Origin of the sequence: Methylobacterium tardum (genome assembly GCF_023546765.1) — a bacterium.
GTDB lineage: Bacteria > Pseudomonadota > Alphaproteobacteria > Rhizobiales > Beijerinckiaceae > Methylobacterium > Methylobacterium tardum.
In genome coordinates, this window is the sequence record NZ_CP097484.1 from 3,593,508 (window position 1) to 3,614,070 (window position 20,563).

Below are 20,563 nucleotides of genomic sequence, written 5' to 3' on the forward strand. Positions count from 1 at the left end.
CTGGGCTCCGTCGGCCGGAGCGTTGCGACGTGGCATGGGCCGGCGACCGCCGGGACGTGGGCCTCGGTGCGGCCGCCGAACCGGCCGAACCGGCGCGTCTCACCGGCCGTCCGTCGGATCGGTTCGGTCGACGTCGCTGAAGATCGACCTCCGAGGCCGCTCCCGCGGCGGCGGCGGGGCGGCGGCGATCTCGGGGATCGTGGTCGCGGAGGCGAAGGCCCATTCCTCCTCCTCGTCGCCGGGCTCGGTCAGGGCGTGCCGCTCCCGCCGTCGCTGCACTAGATCGTGGACGGCTTCCGCCATGAGGTCGCGCGCCTCCTCGATGAGTTCCTCGGCCCCGTCGCCGAGCACGCCGATGTCGGCGAGCGCGCCGAACCCCTCCTCGAAGCGCTCGAAGTTCCTGTCAGGGTCCTCCTCGGGATCGGCCGTGGCCGCCGCCTGCCGGATCAGGCCGGCGACCGCCGGCAGGGCGCGCGTCCTGAGTTCCAGCCCGAGCGCGACGAGGCCGCCGGGCGGCAACAGCGCCAGGAAACCGGGATCCGGCAGGAACGAGAGCTCGAAGCCGTCGACGGCCGCGGCTGCGAGCTCGGCCGCCGCCCGGGCCCGGACCGTCTCCGGGAGGAGACGAAGCCGGTGCGCCCGCGCGACGAGATTGAGCCACGGGTCGTCGGCGGCGCGCTCGGTCCGCCAGGTCGCCCTGTCCAGGAGTCCCGGGTCCGCCGCGACCACGCGGGCGAGCAGGTCATCGCTGGCCCGGCGCGCCAGAAAGAGGAACAGCGAGCGGTTGGTGTCCTGCCTGTCCTCCACTCCGGCGATCCTGGCGGCGACGACGTCGTTCATCGACGCCGGGATGATGCCGGCGTCCCTGGCGGCCGGCATCCCCTCCGAGACGAAACCGGACAGGATGTTCTCGGGGGCGATGCCGCGCAGCAGCGCCGCGACCATGTGGGCCTGCCCGCGCAGGATCTCGGTCAGGGCGTCGCCGATGGTCGGATGGGGGAACGTCCAGGTTCCGCCGCCGGCCGACCGCTCGACGACGAACGAGCCCGCCAGCTCGGCGATGCGGTTGCGCACGTCGGCCAGGCGGACGCCGAGCAGGTCCGCCACGGCCCGGCTCGTGTCGTCGTCCCAGCCGTCGGCCGACAGTCGCCCCTGATGGACGTAGACGAGCATCAGGGCGGCGCGCAGCGTGTCGCCCAGGGAGCCGATGGTCTCGACGAGGTGCTCGCGCGGCTCGCGCATGAACCGGAGGAGACCCTCCACGGTCGGCCGCAGGCCCCGCGTGAACGCCGGGTCGCCGAGACGCTCGGCGACCCCGGGCAGGAAGCCGTCGACCTCGGCCACGGCGTCGAGGCAGGGCTTGACCGACGCCTTCCATGCCGGCGCCTGGCCGCCGAACGCGACGTGGTTGTACAGGATCTGCGCCCTCTCGGCACCCGTGAGCGCACCGACGTCGACGACCGCCCGCCCGTCGGCGAAGGCGGCGAGGTTGCGCTGCCCAAGGAGCGGCTTGGCGCGCTGGTAGATGTGGCGGCGCGAGGTGAGCAGGAAGCGGTTGCCGTGCGACAGGGCCGCCTCGATCTTCCGGAAGGCGGAACTCCAGTCCTGGACGTACTCGTCCCGCATGACGTTCGGGCCGAAAGCGTCGCCGATCCAGAAGAAGCGCTTCCGATCATTCGGATTCCAGCCGTCACCGAGCTCCCGCGGCCCGGTCAGGTGCAGCACCGTGCAGCCCGCCTCCTCGCTCGCCATCGCCGAGAGGATGGCGCCGATGGTCGACTTGCCCGCCGAGGGGTTGCCAAGGAGCAGGACGGCTCCGTGCTCGTTCAGGGCGTGGACGGCACGGCGGTGCGCCTCGGTCGGCACGTACGAACGCAGCTTCGGCAGCCACTGCTCCAGCAGCGCGCGCGACTGCGCCGCCATGCGCTCGTCCAGGATCGCCCCGAGGTCGCCGAGGCCGTAGACCTGCGGGACGAGGGCGCGCAGGCGGGCGCGCGCACGTATCGACCGGATCAGCCATTCCCGGCCGAGGACGTGCGGCCTCGCGACGCCCCGCGCACGAAGCCGCGCGCGTATCGCGCAAGCCACCGGGGCGTCCACGCCCATGCTGGTCATCAGGATGTAGGTCTTCGCCTGCCCCAGGGCGACGAGCCGGTCGACGCTGGCGAGCTCCGCGGCGATGTCCCCCACCCTCAGGCGCCTCCGTCCGTCCGCGGAGTGCTTGCACTGGATCGTCGCGTCGTGGCCGCCGCCCGGCCCCGACAGGAACACCGCGTCCTGCCCGCCGTCCTGCGCCTCCCGATAGACCTGGACCGGGCGCCGCAGCACCTCCTCGCAGACCTGCGCGCATAGATCCTGGAAGGCCTTCCACCCGATCGTATGCAGGGCGAGGTCGCTCCAGGGCCCCTCGGCCCGCACCCGCATCGTACCGGCCATGCCGTCCCTCCGACCCAGGGCAGCAATCGTTCGCCCAGGCCCAAAGGATAGGCCGGCATCGCCTACCCATTCGATAGCGCATTCGGCCGCCGCACTGGAAAGCCCGGCGCGACGGGGCCGCGGACGATGCCCCCCGATGCTCGGCTAGGTCGGGAGTCCCCTTCGGCCCGCGGGGACGATGACCGGGCATGCCCCTTCGCGGAGCGGCGTCGCCTCCCCGCTCGCCCGCGGCGCGTCCGGTCCGCCACGGGCCCACGGATGCCGGGCGCCGGCCCTCCCGGTCTCCCGCATCGGCGCCTCCCGCCGCCCTGTCGCCCCAGGGTCGACGGCCCCGTCCGGCTCAGCCTATGGTGCGGCGGGAGGACCGTGACGTGGGGGATACGGACGCAGGCAAGGCGAAGCTCGTCGCGCGCATCCGCCGGGTCATGGGACAGGCTGGGGCCGTGGAGCGGTCGATCGTCGACGAGGGCGACACCCTGGAGCTGCTCATGCTCCTGTCGGCGTTGAGCGGGGCGATCGACGGCCTGACGGCCGAGGTGATGGAACGGCACGTCCGCCGGACCCTGGCGGACCCGGCGACCGACCCGGATCCGGGCCGAGCCGACGGGGCGAGCGTCCTGATCAAGGCGATCCGGACGTACATGAAGTGACCGGGCGCCGAATCCGGATCTCGCCAGCAGCGGCTGCCCGGGGACGTGTGCGTGGCCCGGCCATCGTCCGACCGAGGCGTTCATCGACGGCAGGACGCGAGGTTTCGGCGGACGCGCGCCCCGGCGCCGCGGCCGGGTCCCCCGGATCGAGTTCCCGTCCGTCGGCAAGGTGCGCCGATGCGAACCACGGCGGACGCAGCGGTGCCGGCTCACGCCCTCGCCAGGGGCGCCGCCCAGCGGCAGAAAAGGGTCACGGGCGCCCGACGGGCCCACGGCGCCGGCCCGTCCGTCGCCGATCGCGGCGCCCCGTCAGCCACCGCCGATCCCTGCAGGACCCACAAGCGACTGGAACCTTCGCTCGCACCTCTTGCTCATGCCGAGCGAGGACAGGATCCTGGATGCACCCAACGAGTCGACATTCCTGACCCTGTACCGATCCGAGAGTATGTAATTTATCGTCGCCGGCATGCTTCTCCTGATCTCGGGATCGTTCGCCGACGGAATGGAAAGCAAGCGTTTTGCCGCGGCGTAAACGACGCCCTCGACCCCCAATATGGTCAAGGCCTTCTCGTTGACGTCCATGGCTATCAGCCTCAGGATCGAAGAGTTCGAGAGGGCCTGCCTGTGGGTGAAGAGGATCTCCGCACCTTCCTTGAGCGGCAGTATCTCCGGCACGCGCATATCGTCGGTGTGATCCGGCCACGCCTCCAGCGCATCTCGGATCCCGTCCCCTCGCGAGAGGTCTTCCGCCGCGCCGCTCGCGATCGCGTCGCGGTGCGCGATGCAGTTGCGAGCGACGCGAAAGTATACGTACAGGGGCAGCAGGAACTTGACGCCGTCGAGGTCGGCGCCGATCCGCTCATAGTATCTGGTCAGCCCAGCCTCGGCCGCGGCCGCTCCGTCGTCGGTGCCGTCGCCACCCTGCACGGCAGGGAGACGCCCCTTGGGCTTCGGCTTGGCCCCGCGGAAGCGGCCGTAGCTCTCCAGCTCGGCGCTCAGGTTGTCCAGGAACAGGTCGAACGCCGAGAAGCCGCGAACGACGCCCGCTCGCCCGATATCCAGCCTCCCCTCGTCGATCAGCTCTTGCGGGCGGCCCCAGTCCGGCATCCCGCCCCAGAGGTCGTTCTGGGCGTACAGGATCTCCTTGATGCCGTCGCGGGTCTCGCCCTTGTCGATCGCGTCCTTAAGCATCCCCAGCCCGATGACCTGCGTCTTGAGGGAACGGTTGAGCCTCTCGTGAAAGCGATGAAACCGCAACGACGCCTCGGTGTTGGCCCCCGCGAGACCGTGCTGCGTCTGCATCCTGTCCTTCCGTTCCGTCATCGGCGGGGGGATCGCCCGCCCCTGGGCGCGGCGCGTCTATAGAGGCCTGTCACCGAAGCGTCGATTCCGGGGGAGCGCGCGCCGGCGACTGGCGGCGGCGGAGATCCGACGCGAGGAACCGTGCCCGGCCGCCGCGACGGCACGTATCGGGTGGCCTCGGCATGGAGCCGCGGTTCGAGGGTCGATGACCTTCATCGCCGCAGCGCCGCCGATGCGGGCGTCGCCCCGGCCGGGTCGGCCAGGGATCGGGTCAGGACGAGAAGCGACGCAACCGTGCGGTCCCGGCCCCGTCGGCCGGCCCGCTCGCGGACGTCGCTCGCCAGCCGTGGACGGGGCGCGACGCCGCCGGCCGGCCCTTCTTCCCGGTGCCCGATCTTGCCTCGGCGCGCGGATGGGTGGAGCTGCCCCTAGCCGGGCCGCGCGGCTGAAGGCTTGACGCCGAAGGGGGAACCACCCTTGGGATCGGGCGTCAGGCCGGTTTCGTCAGCACGCCATCACCATGCCACATGCGATCCGCGTTCCGCCGCGGCCGGGGAGCCCGCGTACGAGGCGTTCGAGCGGCTGGCCGCCCGTTTGGGCGATGCCGACGGCGACCGGCTGGCCCGCTCGCTGGGAATCGATCGCAAGGCCTTGCGGCACGGCGTAGGCGTGGACCGGGTCGGCGAGTTGCTCGGCCTGGAAGCCCGGTCGTTGACCGACGCGACGTTCGTGCGGGAGGCCCGCGGCATGCGGCTCGGCGGCTTCGTCGTGCCGTTCCGGGGCTGGGCGCCTTCGAAGCGCGTCTGCATCCCGTGCCTGGTACAGGATTCAAACGGCGATGATGACGCAGCAACGCTCTGGAAGTACCGTCGGACGTGGTGGGACCTTCGGGCCGTCGACCGCTGCGAACGCCATGGCTGCGCCTTGCTCGACGCCTGCCCGGGATGCGGATCGCCCCTCGCATGGCGCGATCGCCCCCCGCGCCTGTGCTCGTCCTGCGGTCACGACCTTCTCGCCGCGTCGGGGGCCTCGGCCCCCGACGCGGGCTGGGAAGCCTACCTGGTCGGTCGGCTGGGCTTCGGTCCGGCGCGTCCCGCCGCGATCCTCGACGCCATGCCGCTCACCGACGCGCTCTCATGCGTCCTGGCGGTCGGCGAGACGCTGAGCCCTCGTTCGGCGTCCAGGAGCAGCCCGCAGGTCGACCGCGCGCGCGCGACCCTCGGCTTCGGCCTTGTCGGGGACGGGGGCCGCGCGCTGCGGGCCGGCCTCCTCGGGCTGGAGCCACCGTCTCCCCACCTCGACGGCCGGCGCCTGCGCCGGTTGCTCGACCCGCTGCTGGGCTGGCTCGAAGCGCATCCCGGCGATGCGACCGGTCCGATCAGGGACGCGCTCCTGTCCCACGTCCGATCCGCCTGGGTCGTGTCGCGCGAGCTCCCCCTGCTCGGGGAGACCCTCGCGCCGGTGGTCCAGGAGCACCGCCTCGCCCTGGGGCGCCGGCTCGGCCTCGACCCGACGATCCTGGATCGTCTCTTGCGGCACGCCGGCCTCGCCGCCGCGGGCGAGCGAGAATGCAGCGCGGAGGAGTTCGCCAGGCTCAGGGACGCGGTCGAAGCCTCCGTGTCGGTCCCCGAGGCGAGGCGCATCCTCGACCTCGACACGCGGACGCTGTCGGCGCTTGCGGGTATGGACATCCTCCCGCGGGTCCCTTGGGCCGAAGGCGAGGCGACCCGCGGTCGCTTCGTCCGGAGCGCCCTCGAACGCCTGGCGGCGTCGTTGCGGTACGATGTCCCGACGGTGGGTCGCCGGACCGCGGACCATATGACCTTCGGCGACGCGTCGCGGGCCCTGCGCCGCGGGTCCCGCCACCACGATCGCGCGCGGGCCATCCGGCACCTGCTGAGCGACAGGATCCGGCCGTGCGCACGGCTCGACCGCGGGCAGGGGCCGACGACGCTTCTGTTCGACCGGCGGACGATCGAGGTTCTCCAGGACGCGGACATGCAGCCCCCAGATCTCTGAGCGTTCGGGCGCCGCTTCAAGCCTCCGCGCTCAGTGGGCGAAGACGCTGCGGGAAGTAGCATCCTGCGTCGCCGATGCCACGAGCGCCACCTGCCTCTAAATAGTGGCTTCCCCGATGACGGCCGCCGCCGCGGAAGGCGGGGCATGACCGGCCCGGGGAACAGGTCCAGCGCGGGCGCGGCGACCGGGGTGCCGCCCCCGGTCCCGAACCGCCCTCGTCCGTACGGCCGATCACCCGGCGGGCCGGCCCTGCTCGATCTCCTGCACATGCGCGGCATGAAGCGCCTCCCCTTGCCGCAGGAGCCAACGCATCGCGGCCGGGATGGCCTCGACGTCGAGCCCTTCCGACCGGGCCCGGCCCGTCAGGGCGGCGGCGATGTCGGGGTGCCTGCCGAACTTCAGCCGCAGGACCCAGAGATCGATGGCCAGCGACCGATGGCGGACGAACTCGGCCTCGGCCACGGCCAAGGCCAGATTGGCCCGGTCGCACGCCTCCGCCTTCGCGACATCGATCTCGGGCTTCTCGTTGTCGCGCACCTCGCCGAGGCATTCGCGCATGTCCTCCAGCGTCAGCGTAGGTCTCCGATCCACGACGGGGCGGGCGGACTGCAGCCTGGAGGAGACGTCGCCGCAGTCCGAGCAGACGTATACCTGCCGGCGCAACGCCACGACGAGCCCGGCGCCGCCGTGGCCGTAGAGCGCATGCCTGAACTCCCGGCTCTGCGGGTCGGTCTCCAGCTCAAGATGCGAATGGGTGCGCAGCTCCGCGAACCATTTGCCGCCGCCGGAGATACGCAGGATCGCGGGCTTGCCACGGCCGCAGCACGGGCAGGCCCAATCGGGCGGCGTCCGCTGCCAGCCCTTCCCGGCCTGTCTCTCGAACGCGGCGATGTCGGCGGCGGTGGGACGCCGCCCGGCGACCGGCTTGCGCGCCCGTCCCGAGTTGCCGACAGCGTCGCGGCGCACGGACACGGCGCGCAACCGCGCCTCGATCCCCAATTGCCAGGTCCGCATCGCATGCAGGTCCGGGTCGTCGCGGACCCAACGGTCGATCATTCGTTCGTCCGCCGGCACGGCGAACGCCATGACCGCGTCCGGCCCGCGCTCCTGAGCGAAACTCCCCGAGGCCAGCCGCTCGACCAGGAGCGCGGCGAACGCCAGCCGGTCCTCGAAACCATGCCTGACCTCGCTCCAGGTGCGGCAGGCCGCCTCCACGTCGACCTCGTGGAGCGCATTGGACCGCGGCCGGATGAACCGGCCGATCTCAGCCGGGGAGAAGGAGAAGGCGGGGTGGATCTCCGATCCCAGCAGCCGCTTCGCGGTGCCGTCCGCCGCGTTGCACGCGTCGCAAACGAGCGTGTCGCGGAAGCGCACCACCAGCGCACGCATGTGCTCGCCGGCATGGGCCGACCCGGCGCCGGCGCCCTCCACCCGGGAGACGCCCACCCATGCGCCGACCAGGCTCTGCAGGTGATCCCGGAGGTGGTCGTGATGCAGGTCGAGATGCGCGAGCAGGACCCCGTTCCGTGCCTTGCGCACGATCATCGGCTTGGGCCTGCGACAGCATGTGCAGTGCCAGTCGGCCGGCACGCCGGCCCAATTCGCGTTCAGGTCCAGTCCGGTGGCGCCATGCGCCCGCAGCAACGTCTTGGTCTGCTCCGTCCATTGCCCGTCGAAGCCCGGGAACCAATGCGCGAGCCCGGCATCATCGAGGCCCGGGACGTCGGGCAAGCGCAGGTCGGCCCTGATCATGCCGGCCTCTGACGTAGCCATCTCCAACCCGCTCCAATTTCATGCCGGTCGACGGATCTCGCGCCGCCCCCCCGCACCCGCCATGGACGTGGCAGGATAGCCGGGCGTCAAGCGCGCCCGGCGCCATCACGCGCGCGCGACGGCGCCGGAGGACGCATTGGGCGCCATCGCGGCCGGTGCCGGTCTCCGAACCGAAGGTCGCGCGGGTCGCGGGGAGCGCTTCGAGCACCACCGTAACGCATGGTTCATCGTATTCGAGGCTCGGCCAGGGGAAGTCGATCGACCGGTAAGATTCTCAACGCACCCGGCCCCAGAAGGCAGCCGGGACGTGCGAAGACATAAGGGGAGCCTGTTGCCGGTGCCGGGACCTCGGTCGATGCTCGCCTCCGCGCTTCGCCCCGGCGCGGCTCTCGCCGCCGCGCTGGCCGCATTGGCCCTGGCGATCGCGTCGGCCGCGGCGCTGCTCGTGGTCGACATGAACCGGCAGGCCGTTCAGGACGTCGAGCGCGGCCTGGTCGGGCTTTCGGCCGTCCTCGCCGACCAGGCCGACCGCTCCCTGCAGGCGATGGAGATGGTGCAGGATGCCGTCATCGACGGCTTGCGCGAGGCGGGCGTCGCCACGTCCGAGGAGTACGCGGCGGCGGCGGGCCGGCAGGACCTCCACCTCGCCCTCAGGGCCCGCATCGCCGCGCTCCCGCAGGTCAACGCGATCACGATCGTCGACCACGCCGGCAAACTGCTGAACTTCAGCCGCTACTGGCCGATCCCCGACGTCAACATCGCGGACCGAGACTACTTCAAGGCGCTCGCCGCGGACCCGGGGCGCGGACGTTTCGTCGGCCGACCGGTTCGGAATCGCGGCGACGGCGCATGGACGATCTACGTCGCCCGCAAGGTCTCAGCCTCCGACGGGACGTTCCTCGGCCTCGTGCTCGGCGCGGTAGAACTCGGCTACTTCGAGGGCCTCTACCGGCAGATCTCGCCGACCGACGACGCCGTCGTCTCGGTCTTCCGCGACGACGGCATGCTGCTCGTGCGCCACCCGCACCGGGCGGCCACGATCGGCAAGGTCCTGCCCACCGCGGCGGCTGCGCTGATCGCCGCGCGGGACCGGGCGGGCGGCGTCCTGCGCAACGTCAGCCCGATCGACGGCCACGAGCGCCTCGTCGCGACGAAGGCCCTCGCCCGCTACCCGCTCATCCTCAGCGTCAGCCGGACGGTGGAGGCGAGCCTCGCCCCCGTCCGGCGCCAGGCTTTCGTCGTCGGCGCGTCGGCGGCGCTCCTGGTGTCATGCATCGCCGCCCTGTCCGCCCTCTTCCTCCGTCAGGCCCGCGCCTTGCGGCGCGCCGCCGCCGCCGAGGAGCGCGCCCGCGGCGAACGCGACCTGCGTGAGCATTGCGAGCGCTTCGGCTTCGCGCTCGACAACATGATCCAGGGCCTCTGCCTCTTCGACGCCGACAGGCGGCTGGTCGTCATGAACCAGCGCTTCGCCGAACTGTACGCGGTCCCGCGCCATCTTCGCGAGCCAGGCGCGAAGGCGGAAGACCTCCGCCGGGTCGTCCTGTCGCTGCGGGGGGAAGCGGGAGGCGACTGGGACATGGTCGTCACCCCGCCGGGTTCGGACGCCCCTTCGTTGACGGCCTCCGTCGTCCGCCTGTCCGACGACCGGGACGTCAGCGTCATGCGCGTGCCCGTTCCCGGCGGGGGGTGGATCTGCACGCACGAGGACGTCACGGAGCGCCGCAGGAGCGAGGAGCGCCTCGGCTTCCTCGCGCGGCACGACGCCCTGACCGAGCTGCCGAATCGCGTGCAGTTCGCGGACGTGGTAGCCCGCGAGCTGGCGATCTGCGCCGGGACGGGGCAGGAGGCCGCGCTCCTCTGCCTCGACCTCGACGGGTTCAAGCAGGTGAACGACCTGTTCGGCCATCCCGCCGGGGACCGCCTGCTCGTCGAGGTCGCCAAACGACTGCGGGGGCTGCTGGGCGAACGCTGCGTCGCCGCGCGCCTGGGAGGCGACGAGTTCGCCGTGCTCGCGACCGGCCTCGATGGCCGCAGGACGCCCGCCACGACCGCACGGGCCGTCATCGACGCGCTGGGCGCGCCCTTCGCGGACGGCGAGCGGCGGATCGACGTCGGCTGCAGCGTCGGAATCGCTTCGTTCCCGCGCGACGGCGACACCTGCGAACGCCTTCTCTCCGCGTCCGACATGGCGTTGGTGCGCGCCAAGCGTGACGGCAAGGGGGGCTACCGTTTCTTCAAGCCGGAGATGGACGCCGCGGCGCGCGAACGGCATCAGCTGGCGCTCGACCTACGCGCGGCCATCGGCACCCCGCAGTTCGCGCTGCATTACCAACCGCAGTTCGAGGTCGCCACGGGCCGCGCCTGCGGCTTCGAGGCCCTCCTGCGCTGGACGCACCCGATCCGGGGAGCGATCCCGCCGACACTGTTCGTGCCGCTCGCCGAGGAGACAGGCGCGATCCTGCCGCTCGGCGAATGGGTGCTGCGGGAGGCCTGCCGCGAGGCTGCAACCTGGGGGCTGCCCCTCGGCATCGCCGTCAACCTCTCGATTGCGCAGTTCCGGCAGGCCGACCTGTGCGACGTGGTCAGGCAAGCGCTCGCGGAGACGGGACTGCGGCCCGATCGCCTGGAACTGGAGGTGACCGAGAGCCTGTTCCTCAATAGCGCGGCGCGCTCGCAGGAGGTGCTGGGCGACCTCAAGGCGCTCGGGGTGCGCATCTCCATGGACGATTTCGGGACCGGCTACTCGTCGCTGGCCACGCTGCAGTCATTCCCCTTCGACAAGATCAAGATCGATCGCTCGTTCGTGGGCCAAGTCGGCGTCACGAGCAAGGGTGGCGCGATCGTGCGCGCGATCATCAGCCTCGGCGAGAGCCTCGGCGTCCCGGTTATCGCCGAAGGGATCGAGACGGAGGAGCAGCTCGCATTCCTGCGGCGGCACCGCTGCGCGGAGATGCAGGGCTATCTGCGCGGCATGCCACGGCCGATAGCGGAGTATCTCCCGCTGCTCGCTGCGGAGGTGGACCTTCGCGTCGCGTAGGCGCGCAGCCGGTGCACCGAACGCTCGGCGGAAGGCGGCGCCGGCACCCGCGACGCGAGCGCTGACCTGGGCGAGACCTGTCAGCAGGCACATGCCGTTCAGGGGTGCCATCGATCTTTTCCCGATGCCGCCGAAGTCTTCATCCGGGGGGCGGTTCTGACGCTCGGCATCCACTGCTGGCGCGATCGAGCGAAGCGCTCGTCCTTCAGCGACCGTGGCGTCAGAACGGTGGCAGGGCGGCCCATTCCGAGGCGCTCCTCCGCCGGTCCATCGACGCCGCGATCACCTGCGATAGATGTCCGACCTCGGCGACATCGAGCGGTTTCCGTTCTACCGGGAGCCCTACGTGCTGGTCGTGCCGCGCGGGCTCAGGGAGGAACTCGAAGGGCAGGAATTGGCCGCGATCTTCGAGAAGCATCGTCGCGTCCGGCACAGCGAGCGCTCCTATGTCGGCGGGCAGGTCGAACGGCACCTCAGCCGCTCGGGTCTCCGGCCTCCACGGGCGTTCGAGTTCGACACGTCGGACAGTCTCGTCGCGATGGTGGCGACCGGCATGGGGGTCGCCATCACCACGCCCCTGTGCCTGCTGCAGGGCATCGCGCATGCCAGCCACGTCAGCGTCCTGCCCCTGCCCGGTCCGGGGTTTTCCCGGGAGCCGCTGCTGGTCACGCGCCGAGGTTATCTGGTCTCATTGGCACCCCGGATCGCCGAGCTGGCTCGGGCCGCGATCATCCAGCGAGAGCTGCCCCGCATTCACGCGCTCGTGCCGTGGTTCTCGCCTCCCTCTTCCCCCGCAGCGCCTTCGATGGCTCGATAAGCCCAAGGCTCTGATCCAGCACATCAATACGGCATCAAATCTGCTATGTTTATTGGTGCTTTAAATCTTTTTGATGTGCGTGTATAGATAACCGCGCCACAAGCAGATTAGCCTCTAAGGGCGTTCAATGATTTGTTACTATGTACGCCAAATACAAACTTTTGATACTTCGCAAGTGTCTGCTTTTGGCAAGCGCCGACACTCGTTCTCATGGCTGACATGGGTCGTAGTCTGAACGTCCGGTTGCGTGGAGCGGGTCAGCTTCCGCTTCTGAGCCTGCTTTGATTTTCCGGGCTAGCCACGAATGGCCGCCTACCGGAAGCGACGATCGCAATCCGCGCAGCTGGCATGGTCCGGATCCGAGAGCTGGCATGCGTCGAGCGCTGCCGCGGCAGATGCAAGCGGCTGTGCACGAAACCTGGGCGAAGCTTGTCTGGGAAGCCTGAGCCCATGCCCCGCGAAGCCGCGTTTCGGCCAATGCCTAGCCTGACGCGCTCAAACACAGCATGGCCACCTCGACCCGTCGTACGAAAGCTGCCTTTCGGATTGCTCCGCAGCCCTGGGTTGTGTTTCAAATGCCTTCGGCGGTCTTGGAACCTGGACAGAGCATGCCACGCCGATCAGCGGACGCCCATCTCTCGGCGGCCTCCCTGCCGCTCACGACGCTCGACATCGGCCTGTGGGAAGAAGACGTCGACGCCGACCGGGTCCGCGCCGACGAGGTGATGGCACGGATGTTCGGGCTGTCCGGCGCGGCGGTCACAGAAGGCATCTCGCGCGCGCACCTCCTTTCAATCTTCCATCCCGAGGACGTGGCCCGGGACCCAGAGCGCCGCCGCAGCGTGCGGGAAGAAGGCGGGCTGTTCGTATGGGAGCACCGCATCCTGCCCGCGCCGGGCGTCGTGCGCTGGGTTCTCGCCCGCGGACACTACGAGCGGGACGTAGATGGTGGGATGCGCGGGCGCGGGATCGTCATCGACGTGACCGACAGCCGGACAGACAGCCGCATCGATGGCCCCGCGCACTTCCTCGCGGCCTTCGAGACGTCGGGGTCCGTGTTGGAACGCATCGCGGACAATGCGATCGAGGCCTGCGACCTGATCCGCTCCCTGGACGCGGACAAGGCGGCGCGGCTGCGGCTGCTGGTCGACGCCTTGCTGCACGAACTCGGACGCCAGCTCGCGGCCTCGCTTCACGAGGACGCCGCGAGGCCCGCCATATCGCGCGGTTCCAAGGTACACTGAAGCGGCCCCGCGCGCCGACCCGGTCTGAGTCGAGTATCCGGGCGCTGATAGCCGACCCAATGTTCCGCGTTGAGAACGTAGGGGATGAGAGGCAAGCAACACCATAGTTGCGTGCCTCGAACACCAAAGATCCGCACATGTTTCGAGGCTCTGCGCAACCTCACATGTGATGAGGCTTCGGACGGTTTTTGGGTTGCAGCCCGGGATCAGAGAATCGCTTGACCGGCCGGCGCTCCCGCCGTGGGCGGGACGAGGCTTCGCCATGGGCTACAAGCATAGCAATCCGCAGAACCGGGCGAAGGCGGCGTCCCTGCTCAGGCAGCTGAAGGGCCAGCTCGTGGACGTGACGGGCGTGCGGGTGGAAGCCCTGAGCAACGTCTACGCCGCCGCCGAGGCGTACTGGCAGCTTTCCAAGGCAGCCGGCGTCCACCTGTACCAGGAAGGCGGCGGCTGGCACGCCGACCTGGAGTTCAAGGGACTGCCGCACGGCATCCCGAGGATCGTCGGAACCCCCGAGCCCGTCGCGACGCGGGCGGAGGCCATCGAGAGCGTGGTCGAGATGATGTCGATGTGCGCCCAGCGCGACAACGTCCCGCCCCCGGATCCGGCGACGGGGCTACGCTGGTTCCGGTTCGGCGAGCATCAGATCCCGGTCGACCCGCGGATGCTGCAACACTTTGTCTCCCGCGTTCCGGAGGTCGCGTTCGACGCGGATCACATCCGGAAGGAACTCGACGTCCTCCGGGCCGACATCTCGGGCGACGCCCCCGTCACGGCCGATGCCTGGGAGGCTGCCGAGTTCCAGCTCCGTTACGACGCTAGCCGGATGTGCTGCGCCGCCATGGCCTTCGGCATCATGCAGATGTCGTACGATCCGCCGGCGGACCTCGATCTGGCCTTGGCGGCCGCCCCCGGAATGCACTGAACGCCGCGGCCGGTCATGCGGCGTCGGCCGCCGACAGGCAAGCCGTCAGGTCGCGGCGTCGGTAAAGCTTCATCCGGACCCGGTCGTACGCCGCCGCGTCCCCGATGCCGGCTTCAGCGAGCCGACGCATCGCCTGCTGGGGCGCGAGGCCCAGGACGGCGGCCGCCTCCTTCAGGGTGACGTACTCCGAGGCGAACGCCTCGACGCTCGCCCTGGTCAACGCCCTCACTGACCGCGGATCGCGCGGGCGGTATCCGGGTGACCATTCCAGCATCCCTTCCCTGACCGGGCACCACAGTCTCCCCGGGTCCACGCCGGCCAGCATGGCGGCCGCCTCGGTCTCGGTGACGTCGTCGGGGGAGCCGGCGCCCTGGAGGACCGTGGATAGCTCGTCGCGGTCGATCAGGAGGTCGCCGTAGCGTCCGCCCGTCGTATGGCGTCCGACCCATGCGAGCCGCTCGTCGAGGATGAGGTTCAGGATCTCGACGGTGCCGACGCGCAAGCCGGGCGCCGCACGCTCGATCGTCATCCTCGGCTCGGCGGGGTTGGCCACCGGCACCGCGTTCCTAAACAGCCTCGCCATGAAGGCGTCGACGTCCGGACGGAGGAATCGGCGTTTCGAGCCCGCGTTCCGGTCGGCCTCGGGCAAGGGCGACAGCAGTCCCGCCTCCTCAAGGTGCCCGACCTGCTTCGCTGAGAAGCCGGTCCTGGCGGCGACGTCCTTGGCCGTGAGGTGGTCCTCGACGTCGGCGACGACCCTCCCGAACTCCTCGACGGTGATCCAGAGCCGCCGCCCGTCGGCGACCGCCTCGGGGCCGACCAGCCGGATCAGCCCGGCGTCGGACCGGGAGCTCGAAAAAGCGGCGCTCCTTTGCGTGTGCATGCGCCGCTCGTCCAGCCGCACGCCGAGGAAGGCGGTCCCCGGGCTTATGGGGAGCCTCCCGAAGGCGTGCTCCCGCAGGACGTGGCGGAATTTCTCGAACGCGACGTCCTTGGGATTCGCCCGCAGGACTGCGTGGACGCGCCCGTAGACCTTGCCATGGCCGACGGAGCCGCGCTTCCCGAAACGGACGCGCCCGACGATGCCGTCGAGGGCGCTCCCGACCGCCTCGGCCCCCTGCGCGGCGGTGCGGTAGCCCTCCTCCGCGGCCCGCGCGAGGTCCGCCATGCCCATGTCCGAGGGATGCGTTCCCGGACCGTGAAGGACCGAGGTCCCGAGCCCCTCGCAGAAGGCCGAGGCGGCGTGCAGGGGCACGTCGTCGAGCCAGTTGCCGGGATTGCGCATGCCATCGAGCCTGGCGACGAACCAGTCCACGAAGGCGGTGCCAGTGGCGGGTTCAGCCTCCGCCCGGAGCCGGTCGAGCACGGGGAGCACGCGGCGCGCCAACGTCGCCGAGAAGTCGTGACCGGCCCGGAGCGTCGCATCGGCCTCGACGTGGACCAGCACGGCCCCGTGCCGGCCGCAGACCCGGACCGGTAGCAGCAACCATTCAAGCCTCGACCACGGCCGGGCCTTCGTGGGGTTCTCGAACCGGGCGAGGTCTTCCGCGACGCAGTGCGGGCAGACCCTCGTCGCGGAGGTCAGGACCGATCCGGGCGGGAGCCGGTGACCGCCGACCTCCGCGGCCTTGTCGCCGACGGCGTGCGTGGGCGTGTAGCGACCGAGGTCGAAGCGGCTCACCGGCGTCGGCCGGCGCAGGTTGGCCAGGAGATCGGCCCGATCCTGACGTAGAGGTCGGCGGATGCGACGAGGGTCGCAGGCAGGTAGCGCGCCGGGCTCTGCGAGACGCCTGCGACGCGCGCGCCGTCCGAGAGCAGGCGCCCGACCTTCTCATTGCCCTCCGTCGGTCTATCCTGAGTGCGTGAGGCGCCGGATCTGCAGCAGATGTGGGCGAAATCGGTGAGACTCCGGAGCGCCAGTTCGATGCCGGGGATCCAGTCCGGGCTCGGAACCTCGACCACGACGGCGATGCCGTCCGCTTCCCGCAGGCGGCGCAGACCCGCGGGGCCAAGGGCTTCGGCGAGCGCCACGGTGGGAAGCACGTCGCGGGCGGGGCGTAGGCCGTTCAGGCAGGCGGCGACGTAGGTGTCGTCGGCCGCTTCGACGGGGAACTCGACATCGATGGGGTCCGCCGGCGGGCGACGCTTGCCGAGGATGCGGCTCTCGATGGTCTGACGGGTCATGGCTGCCTCCAAGCGCGAGGCAGCCATCCGCTGACGCGGCGAGCTAGGCCTCGGGAGGTTTCTGGGTCTGGCGAGGGATGCGCGGCCGGCCGGCTATGCCGACGGGCGTCGCGGACCGGCGGGAACGCCGGCGATCCCGTTTTCGCGGGCACGTCCAGGGCATAGAAGGGCTTTCGAGGCTGGGGCCGCCCGAGCGTCAGCTACGAGGGCGGTATGGGTGCTTCCGCATCGGCGGGGGCACAGGAAGCGCCTTCGACGCGCCGAGAACACATACAGAACGCCGCGAATCGGCGTCAACAGATTTGGCAGTTCCCGAACTACCTTTCATGCGTTCCCGTGGATAGCGGGGATGACGCTGGGGGCTCTCTACCGATCGCGCGAACCCCAAGCTCGCTCGCGCCCTAGCCCAAGGGTTGCCTCGGATCACCCCGAGAGCGTGCGAGCCGCCGATACTTGATGGCCAATGGGCGTCCTAGCCATATCGGCGGCGGCAGGCACGACCTACTCGATGCCGTGTCCCGCGCCGCACGTAGAGCAAAATCCATGAGTTGCCTTCCTCAGGTGTTCTCGACATTCCGACCCGTCGTCGAACGATGGTACCTCGCCTGCTGTGACGATGCCGGCGTGACACCGGCCGAAGTGCCCTTGAAGCTTGAGGACTTGGCTCTGGAAGTTCCTCGGACCTTCAGGTCGGAGTTCGCGGCCGTGACGCCCCCGCCTGCAGTGAGGATCACCTGGAACGGTCTTGCGAGCCTGTGGGCTTTTTCCCAGGCGGTCGTTCGGGTCGGACGTCCCATGTTCGAGGCCCAGAGAACAGCCGACCCTACCGCAGGCCCTCCGCAGCTTGCGATCGGCGGAGAGCTTGAGGAGGGGCTGCATCTCTTCGAACTGTCGTCGAGACTGAGCAGGAACAAGTTCGACGGCTGGGTCGATTGGGCTCCGGTGCCGGACCCCGACGCCGTCGGTGCCAGCCTTGGCGGCAACCGCACCTTCGAGAACGCACTCGGCTGGATCATGCGTCACGAGTTGGCTCATCTGAGGCTGAACCATCATGCCGTGGCCGAGCCGTTGCCGCACGAAGCCAAGGAACAGGAATTCCAGGCCGACGCGCAAGCCACGCATTGGATGAAGGGATCGTTGCAGGTCGATCCGGGCAGGGCTCTGGAGACGCGACCCTCGGAGACCGAGCTGGATCTGGAGCGGCGTGCCCTCGGCATGTTCACCGGGCTTGCCTGGGTGGCGCAATTCGAACTCGTCCCTCATGGAAACAGCTCGACGCATCCGCCCGTGATGGATCGCATCGGTAGGATGATCGGCGACCTGAGACTCGCGGATGACAGTTTCGCCTGTGAGATGCTCTCTTACGTGACCAAGGTGTTGGTCGATCCGGAAGGCGTATGGCCTCCGGACCAGGAAGTCCCGACCGCCAAGGACGCGGCGATGGAAGCGATGTTCAGGCTGAGCCGTGCGGTGGCCGCCTTCAAAGGCTGACGCGCGGTTCGAAAGGCTCGTAGATCCCGGTGACCCGGGCCGGCCAAGCCATGCCCGGGTGTGTCGCGCTCTCGGGCATGGCTTGGCATGCTTGAGGCGTCGCCTAACGAGATTTCGACGCCGGCGTCGCGGTCAGCACCACTCGACCCTGCCCTTGCGGAGCCAGAAATGGCTCTTGCATCCGACCTTGCGCCAGACGCTGGGTGCGAGCGACGCGGTGCCGTCCCAATGATCCCTCAACTTCCAGCCGGGACGGTCGCCGGGGACGAGCGAGAGCTTGATGGTCTCGCCGCAACCGCAGGGGCAATCGAAAGCCGCGAACCAGCGATGGCCGTCCTCGCCCACGACGTAGACGGTGCGCGGGGCGAGCGCGTCCGGCTCCTCCTCAACGAAGGCGGCGGTGTGGCGTCCCCGACGACGGGAGACCCAGCCGAGGGCGGCCCGGATCTTCGAGAGCATGGCATCCCTCATCACGCTGCCCTCGCGAGCATGTCGAGGGCGGGCCGGTTCAGGAACGGCACCATGTCGCCGCGGCCGACGTAGCGGGCCAACGCCTCGTCGACGCCCTCGTCCGGCAGGTTCTCCCAGTAGCCGGCCGTCAGGCTGAACGTCTGGGTGGCGAACCCGCCGTTCGGGTCGAGCCGCGAGGGATGCAGCCTCAGCAGGAACTCCATGACCGCCAGGCTGGAGAAGAGCCCGTTCAGCGCCCCGACCGCCGGTCGGTCCTCGGGAACCCCACGGATGTAGCCGCGGGCGAGCCGGTCCTCGTAGGCCGCCGGATCCTGCCTGCGGAGGCTCTCGGCTTCCAGCATGCCGTCCGTGTAGAGGCCCCGGCCCCGCAGGCTGGAGCGTCCGGGTTGCAGGTAGTGGACCGAGCCGCAGATCTGCCCGATGCCCCCATGTCCGTCGGCGTCGAGCATCACGCCGACATCGAAGTAGGCCAGGCCGTAAAAGGTCGCGAGCCGGTTCAGCAGATCACGCCCCTCGACGCCGTCCATGCATCCGAAGACGACGTCGCAGGTCGAGATCGCATGCAGGGCGGCGGGGTGGGAGAGGTCGTGGGCGAAGGCCTCGACCCGCGAGCCCAGGCCGAGCCGTTCGGCGAAGCCGGCGAGCACCTCGACCTTCGGTCGTCCGATGTCGCCCCGCGTCGTGTTGACGATGCGATTGAGGTTCTTCTCCTCGACCTTGTCCGGATCGGCGAGCACGATCTCGCCGACGCCGAGCCGGGCGACCTGATCGACGAGTGGACTGCCGGTGCCGGAGCAACCGACTACGCCGAGCCTGAGCCCACGGACAGCCTGGAAGGTGCCGCGTCCGAAGGCCTGCGCGTGCCGCCGGGCGAACTCGGGGATCTCGCGATCCGCGTCCGCCGGCGGCCTCCAGAAGCGGATGTCGTCGCCCACGACGCAGACGTGATGCAGTTCGCCATGCGTCCCGTCGGCCCTGTGGGCGCGGGCCAGCACGGCGCCCGAGGGCACCATGACGGCGCTGAGGTGCGGGGCCCCGTCGTCGACCCAGGCGTGGACGCTCCCGAACAGGGCGGCGTCGGCCTCGTCGTCGACCTCGCTGAAGTGGAGATTCCCGCCCGGATGGGAGTGGATCTTCGCCACCGCCATCCCGCGCCGCGCCGCCTTGTCGAGCAAGGGTTCGAGGTAGGAGGTTGGCCAGGTGACGCGCCGGTCGGTGCGCTGGCAGGCCTCGTGGGGCACCGGGACGATCTCGTGGACGACGAGCTTGGTGCGGCCGGGCGACACGGCCCGACCGCACAGCATCAGGGCGACGGCCTCGCGGCCATCCCCCGGGAAAAGGTGGGCGTGGATCGCGGCGTGCTGGGCGCCGGTGAGGGCGAGCGTGACGCGCATCAGGCGGCCCCCACTTCCTTGGCGAGGTTGTGCTCGGCGACGGCGAGGTGGGTGCCGATGTCGTCGATGTCCGGCCGCCAGGGGTTCAGGCCGGTGCGGTGGCGCGACCAGCCCTGCCAGTGCTTGCCCTCGAAGATGTCACCGACGAGCGCCCGGATCTGCGCGCCGTCCGTGCGGGCCAGGGGCGGGTGGAAGTACCACATGTCGATCTGCGAGGTCGGGTATCCCGGCAGGAGCCGCAGCATCAGGTCCGTCCGTTCCGGCGCGTAGCCGGCCCGGACGGGATAGCCGCGGATCACGACGCGGGGGACGCCCATGTCCTGGACGGTCTCCCAGCGCAGTCCCGTGGCGTCGAGGGTCTCGCGATCGCCCTCGGGCAGCACGAAGTCCCGGCGAAGGGGGAGCGCCTGCTCCCCCTCGGTCTGGTCCAGCGGCAGGGTGATGAAGCGCTCCTCGCCCTTGTCGCTGACGTGCACCACCTCGTCGAGGGCGATCGGCTTCATGGTGGCGCCGATCTTCTGGAGGAGCTTGAACCGCTCCGGGTGGTGCTTGCCGGCGATGACGAGGAGGTCGCGGCCGGTCAGGTCCGGAAGCGGGTTCTCGTACTCCGTCTTGTCGATGCGGAAGCGATAGACCTGGACCTTGCGGGTGCCGTCCTCGTCGCGGTCGTTGTCGTGGCCGTTGGTCGTCATGACTGTTCCTTTCGATCTCTCGGTGGGTCGGGTGCTCCCCGCACCGTCGAGAGGTTGATCGAAAGGGACCGGCGGATCCGGAAACGGCCGCGCTCACTTTTTTCCAGGATTGATCGCGGCCATCTTGC

15 protein-coding genes are annotated in these 20,563 nt (G+C 70.2%); 7 read left to right on the forward strand and 8 right to left on the reverse strand.

Annotated elements, in window-relative coordinates:
• Positions 1–99 precede the first annotated feature (99 nt).
• On the reverse strand, positions 100–2,436 hold the full coding sequence (locus M6G65_RS17200; RefSeq protein WP_250102611.1) for an nSTAND3 domain-containing NTPase: 2,337 nt from the start codon (positions 2,434–2,436) through the stop codon (positions 100–102).
• 371 nt (positions 2,437–2,807) lie between these two features.
• Here M6G65_RS17200 and M6G65_RS17205 point away from each other — a divergent pair, with 371 nt between their 5' ends.
• Positions 2,808–3,086, forward strand: coding sequence for a metal-sensing transcriptional repressor (locus M6G65_RS17205; RefSeq protein ID WP_043343706.1), 279 nt, complete (start codon positions 2,808–2,810; stop codon positions 3,084–3,086).
• 309 nt (positions 3,087–3,395) lie between these two features.
• On the opposite strand, the gene M6G65_RS17210 is transcribed toward M6G65_RS17205, so the two are convergent.
• Positions 3,396–4,409, reverse strand: coding sequence for a hypothetical protein (locus M6G65_RS17210; RefSeq protein WP_250102612.1), 1,014 nt, complete (start codon positions 4,407–4,409; stop codon positions 3,396–3,398).
• Between the two features lie 573 nt (positions 4,410–4,982).
• Between M6G65_RS17210 and M6G65_RS17215 the strand changes: the two genes are divergently transcribed.
• The gene (locus M6G65_RS17215; RefSeq protein WP_250102613.1) at positions 4,983–6,407 is read left to right on the forward strand and encodes a hypothetical protein; all 1,425 of its coding nucleotides are present in this window, start codon (positions 4,983–4,985) and stop codon (positions 6,405–6,407) included.
• Between the two features lie 231 nt (positions 6,408–6,638).
• On the opposite strand, the gene M6G65_RS17220 is transcribed toward M6G65_RS17215, so the two are convergent.
• Complete coding sequence (locus tag M6G65_RS17220; RefSeq protein WP_250102614.1) at positions 6,639–8,180, reverse strand: hypothetical protein; 1,542 nt, start codon at positions 8,178–8,180, stop codon at positions 6,639–6,641.
• A gap of 355 nt (positions 8,181–8,535) precedes the next feature.
• On the opposite strand from M6G65_RS17220, the gene M6G65_RS33500 reads away from it, so the two are divergent.
• The 4 genes from M6G65_RS33500 (at position 8,536) to M6G65_RS17250 (ending at position 14,203) form a co-directional block, all read left to right on the forward strand.
• Positions 8,536–11,217 carry a bifunctional diguanylate cyclase/phosphodiesterase gene (locus M6G65_RS33500; protein ID WP_071000292.1) on the forward strand — a complete coding sequence of 894 codons (2,682 nt, stop codon included), beginning with the start codon at positions 8,536–8,538 and terminating at the stop codon, positions 11,215–11,217.
• A gap of 295 nt (positions 11,218–11,512) precedes the next feature.
• Entirely contained in the window at positions 11,513–12,034 is a 522-nt protein-coding gene (locus M6G65_RS17240) for a LysR substrate-binding domain-containing protein (protein WP_250102615.1), read from the forward strand.
• A gap of 608 nt (positions 12,035–12,642) precedes the next feature.
• Positions 12,643–13,278 (forward strand): PAS domain-containing protein, encoded by a 636-nt coding sequence (locus M6G65_RS17245; protein ID WP_043075221.1) that lies wholly within the window; start codon positions 12,643–12,645, stop codon positions 13,276–13,278.
• A 262-nt stretch (positions 13,279–13,540) separates the two neighbouring features.
• Entirely contained in the window at positions 13,541–14,203 is a 663-nt protein-coding gene (locus tag M6G65_RS17250) for a DUF5069 domain-containing protein (protein ID WP_250102616.1), read from the forward strand.
• 13 nt (positions 14,204–14,216) lie between these two features.
• Here the strand turns inward: M6G65_RS17250 and M6G65_RS17255 are convergent, their stop codons facing one another.
• A complete protein-coding gene (locus M6G65_RS17255; protein WP_071000291.1) occupies positions 14,217–15,884 on the reverse strand; it encodes a TniQ family protein in 1,668 nt (555 codons plus the stop codon).
• The gene (locus tag M6G65_RS17260; RefSeq protein ID WP_043075217.1) at positions 15,881–16,387 is read right to left on the reverse strand and encodes a hypothetical protein; all 507 of its coding nucleotides are present in this window, start codon (positions 16,385–16,387) and stop codon (positions 15,881–15,883) included. The genes M6G65_RS17255 and M6G65_RS17260 overlap by 4 nt, the downstream gene beginning before the upstream one ends.
• A 543-nt stretch (positions 16,388–16,930) precedes the next feature.
• Here M6G65_RS17260 and M6G65_RS17265 point away from each other — a divergent pair.
• On the forward strand, positions 16,931–17,878 hold the full coding sequence (locus M6G65_RS17265; protein ID WP_160532431.1) for a phage exclusion protein Lit family protein: 948 nt from the start codon (positions 16,931–16,933) through the stop codon (positions 17,876–17,878).
• Between the two features lie 132 nt (positions 17,879–18,010).
• On the opposite strand, the gene M6G65_RS17270 is transcribed toward M6G65_RS17265, so the two are convergent.
• Genes M6G65_RS17270 through M6G65_RS17280 form a run of 3 tightly spaced genes read right to left on the reverse strand, consistent with a single transcriptional unit; the run spans position 18,011 to position 20,435 of the window.
• A complete protein-coding gene (locus M6G65_RS17270; RefSeq protein ID WP_043075215.1) occupies positions 18,011–18,349 on the reverse strand; it encodes a ubiquitination-like system serine protease family protein in 339 nt (112 codons plus the stop codon).
• Positions 18,349–19,743, reverse strand: a complete 1,395-nt coding sequence (locus tag M6G65_RS17275) for a ThiF family adenylyltransferase (protein WP_250102617.1) — start codon at positions 19,741–19,743, stop codon at positions 18,349–18,351. The genes M6G65_RS17270 and M6G65_RS17275 overlap by 1 nt, the downstream gene beginning before the upstream one ends.
• Positions 19,743–20,435, reverse strand: coding sequence for a multiubiquitin domain-containing protein (locus tag M6G65_RS17280; protein ID WP_250102618.1), 693 nt, complete (start codon positions 20,433–20,435; stop codon positions 19,743–19,745). Before M6G65_RS17280 ends, M6G65_RS17275 begins: the two co-directional genes overlap by 1 nt.
• Positions 20,436–20,563: the final 128 nt, after the last annotated feature.

What these genes read in the sequence shown, in the direction of transcription:
- M6G65_RS17240 (WP_250102615.1), top strand. Translation starts at nt 11,513, where the DNA reads ATGTCCGACCTCGGCGACATCGAGCGGTTTCCGTTCTACCGGGAGCCC.
- M6G65_RS17245 (WP_043075221.1), top strand. Translation starts at nt 12,643, where the DNA reads ATGCCACGCCGATCAGCGGACGCCCATCTCTCGGCGGCCTCCCTGCCG.
- M6G65_RS17270 (WP_043075215.1), bottom strand. Translation starts at nt 18,349, where the DNA reads ATGAGGGATGCCATGCTCTCGAAGATCCGGGCCGCCCTCGGCTGGGTC.
- M6G65_RS17265 (WP_160532431.1), top strand. Translation starts at nt 16,931, where the DNA reads ATGAGTTGCCTTCCTCAGGTGTTCTCGACATTCCGACCCGTCGTCGAA.
- M6G65_RS17275 (WP_250102617.1), bottom strand. Translation starts at nt 19,743, where the DNA reads ATGCGCGTCACGCTCGCCCTCACCGGCGCCCAGCACGCCGCGATCCAC.
- M6G65_RS17280 (WP_250102618.1), bottom strand. Translation starts at nt 20,435, where the DNA reads ATGACGACCAACGGCCACGACAACGACCGCGACGAGGACGGCACCCGC.
- M6G65_RS33500 (WP_071000292.1), top strand. Translation starts at nt 8,536, where the DNA reads ATGCTCGCCTCCGCGCTTCGCCCCGGCGCGGCTCTCGCCGCCGCGCTG.
- M6G65_RS17210 (WP_250102612.1), bottom strand. Translation starts at nt 4,409, where the DNA reads ATGACGGAACGGAAGGACAGGATGCAGACGCAGCACGGTCTCGCGGGG.
- M6G65_RS17220 (WP_250102614.1), bottom strand. Translation starts at nt 8,180, where the DNA reads ATGGCTACGTCAGAGGCCGGCATGATCAGGGCCGACCTGCGCTTGCCC.
- M6G65_RS17250 (WP_250102616.1), top strand. Translation starts at nt 13,541, where the DNA reads ATGGGCTACAAGCATAGCAATCCGCAGAACCGGGCGAAGGCGGCGTCC.
- M6G65_RS17200 (WP_250102611.1), bottom strand. Translation starts at nt 2,436, where the DNA reads ATGGCCGGTACGATGCGGGTGCGGGCCGAGGGGCCCTGGAGCGACCTC.
- M6G65_RS17260 (WP_043075217.1), bottom strand. Translation starts at nt 16,387, where the DNA reads ATGACCCGTCAGACCATCGAGAGCCGCATCCTCGGCAAGCGTCGCCCG.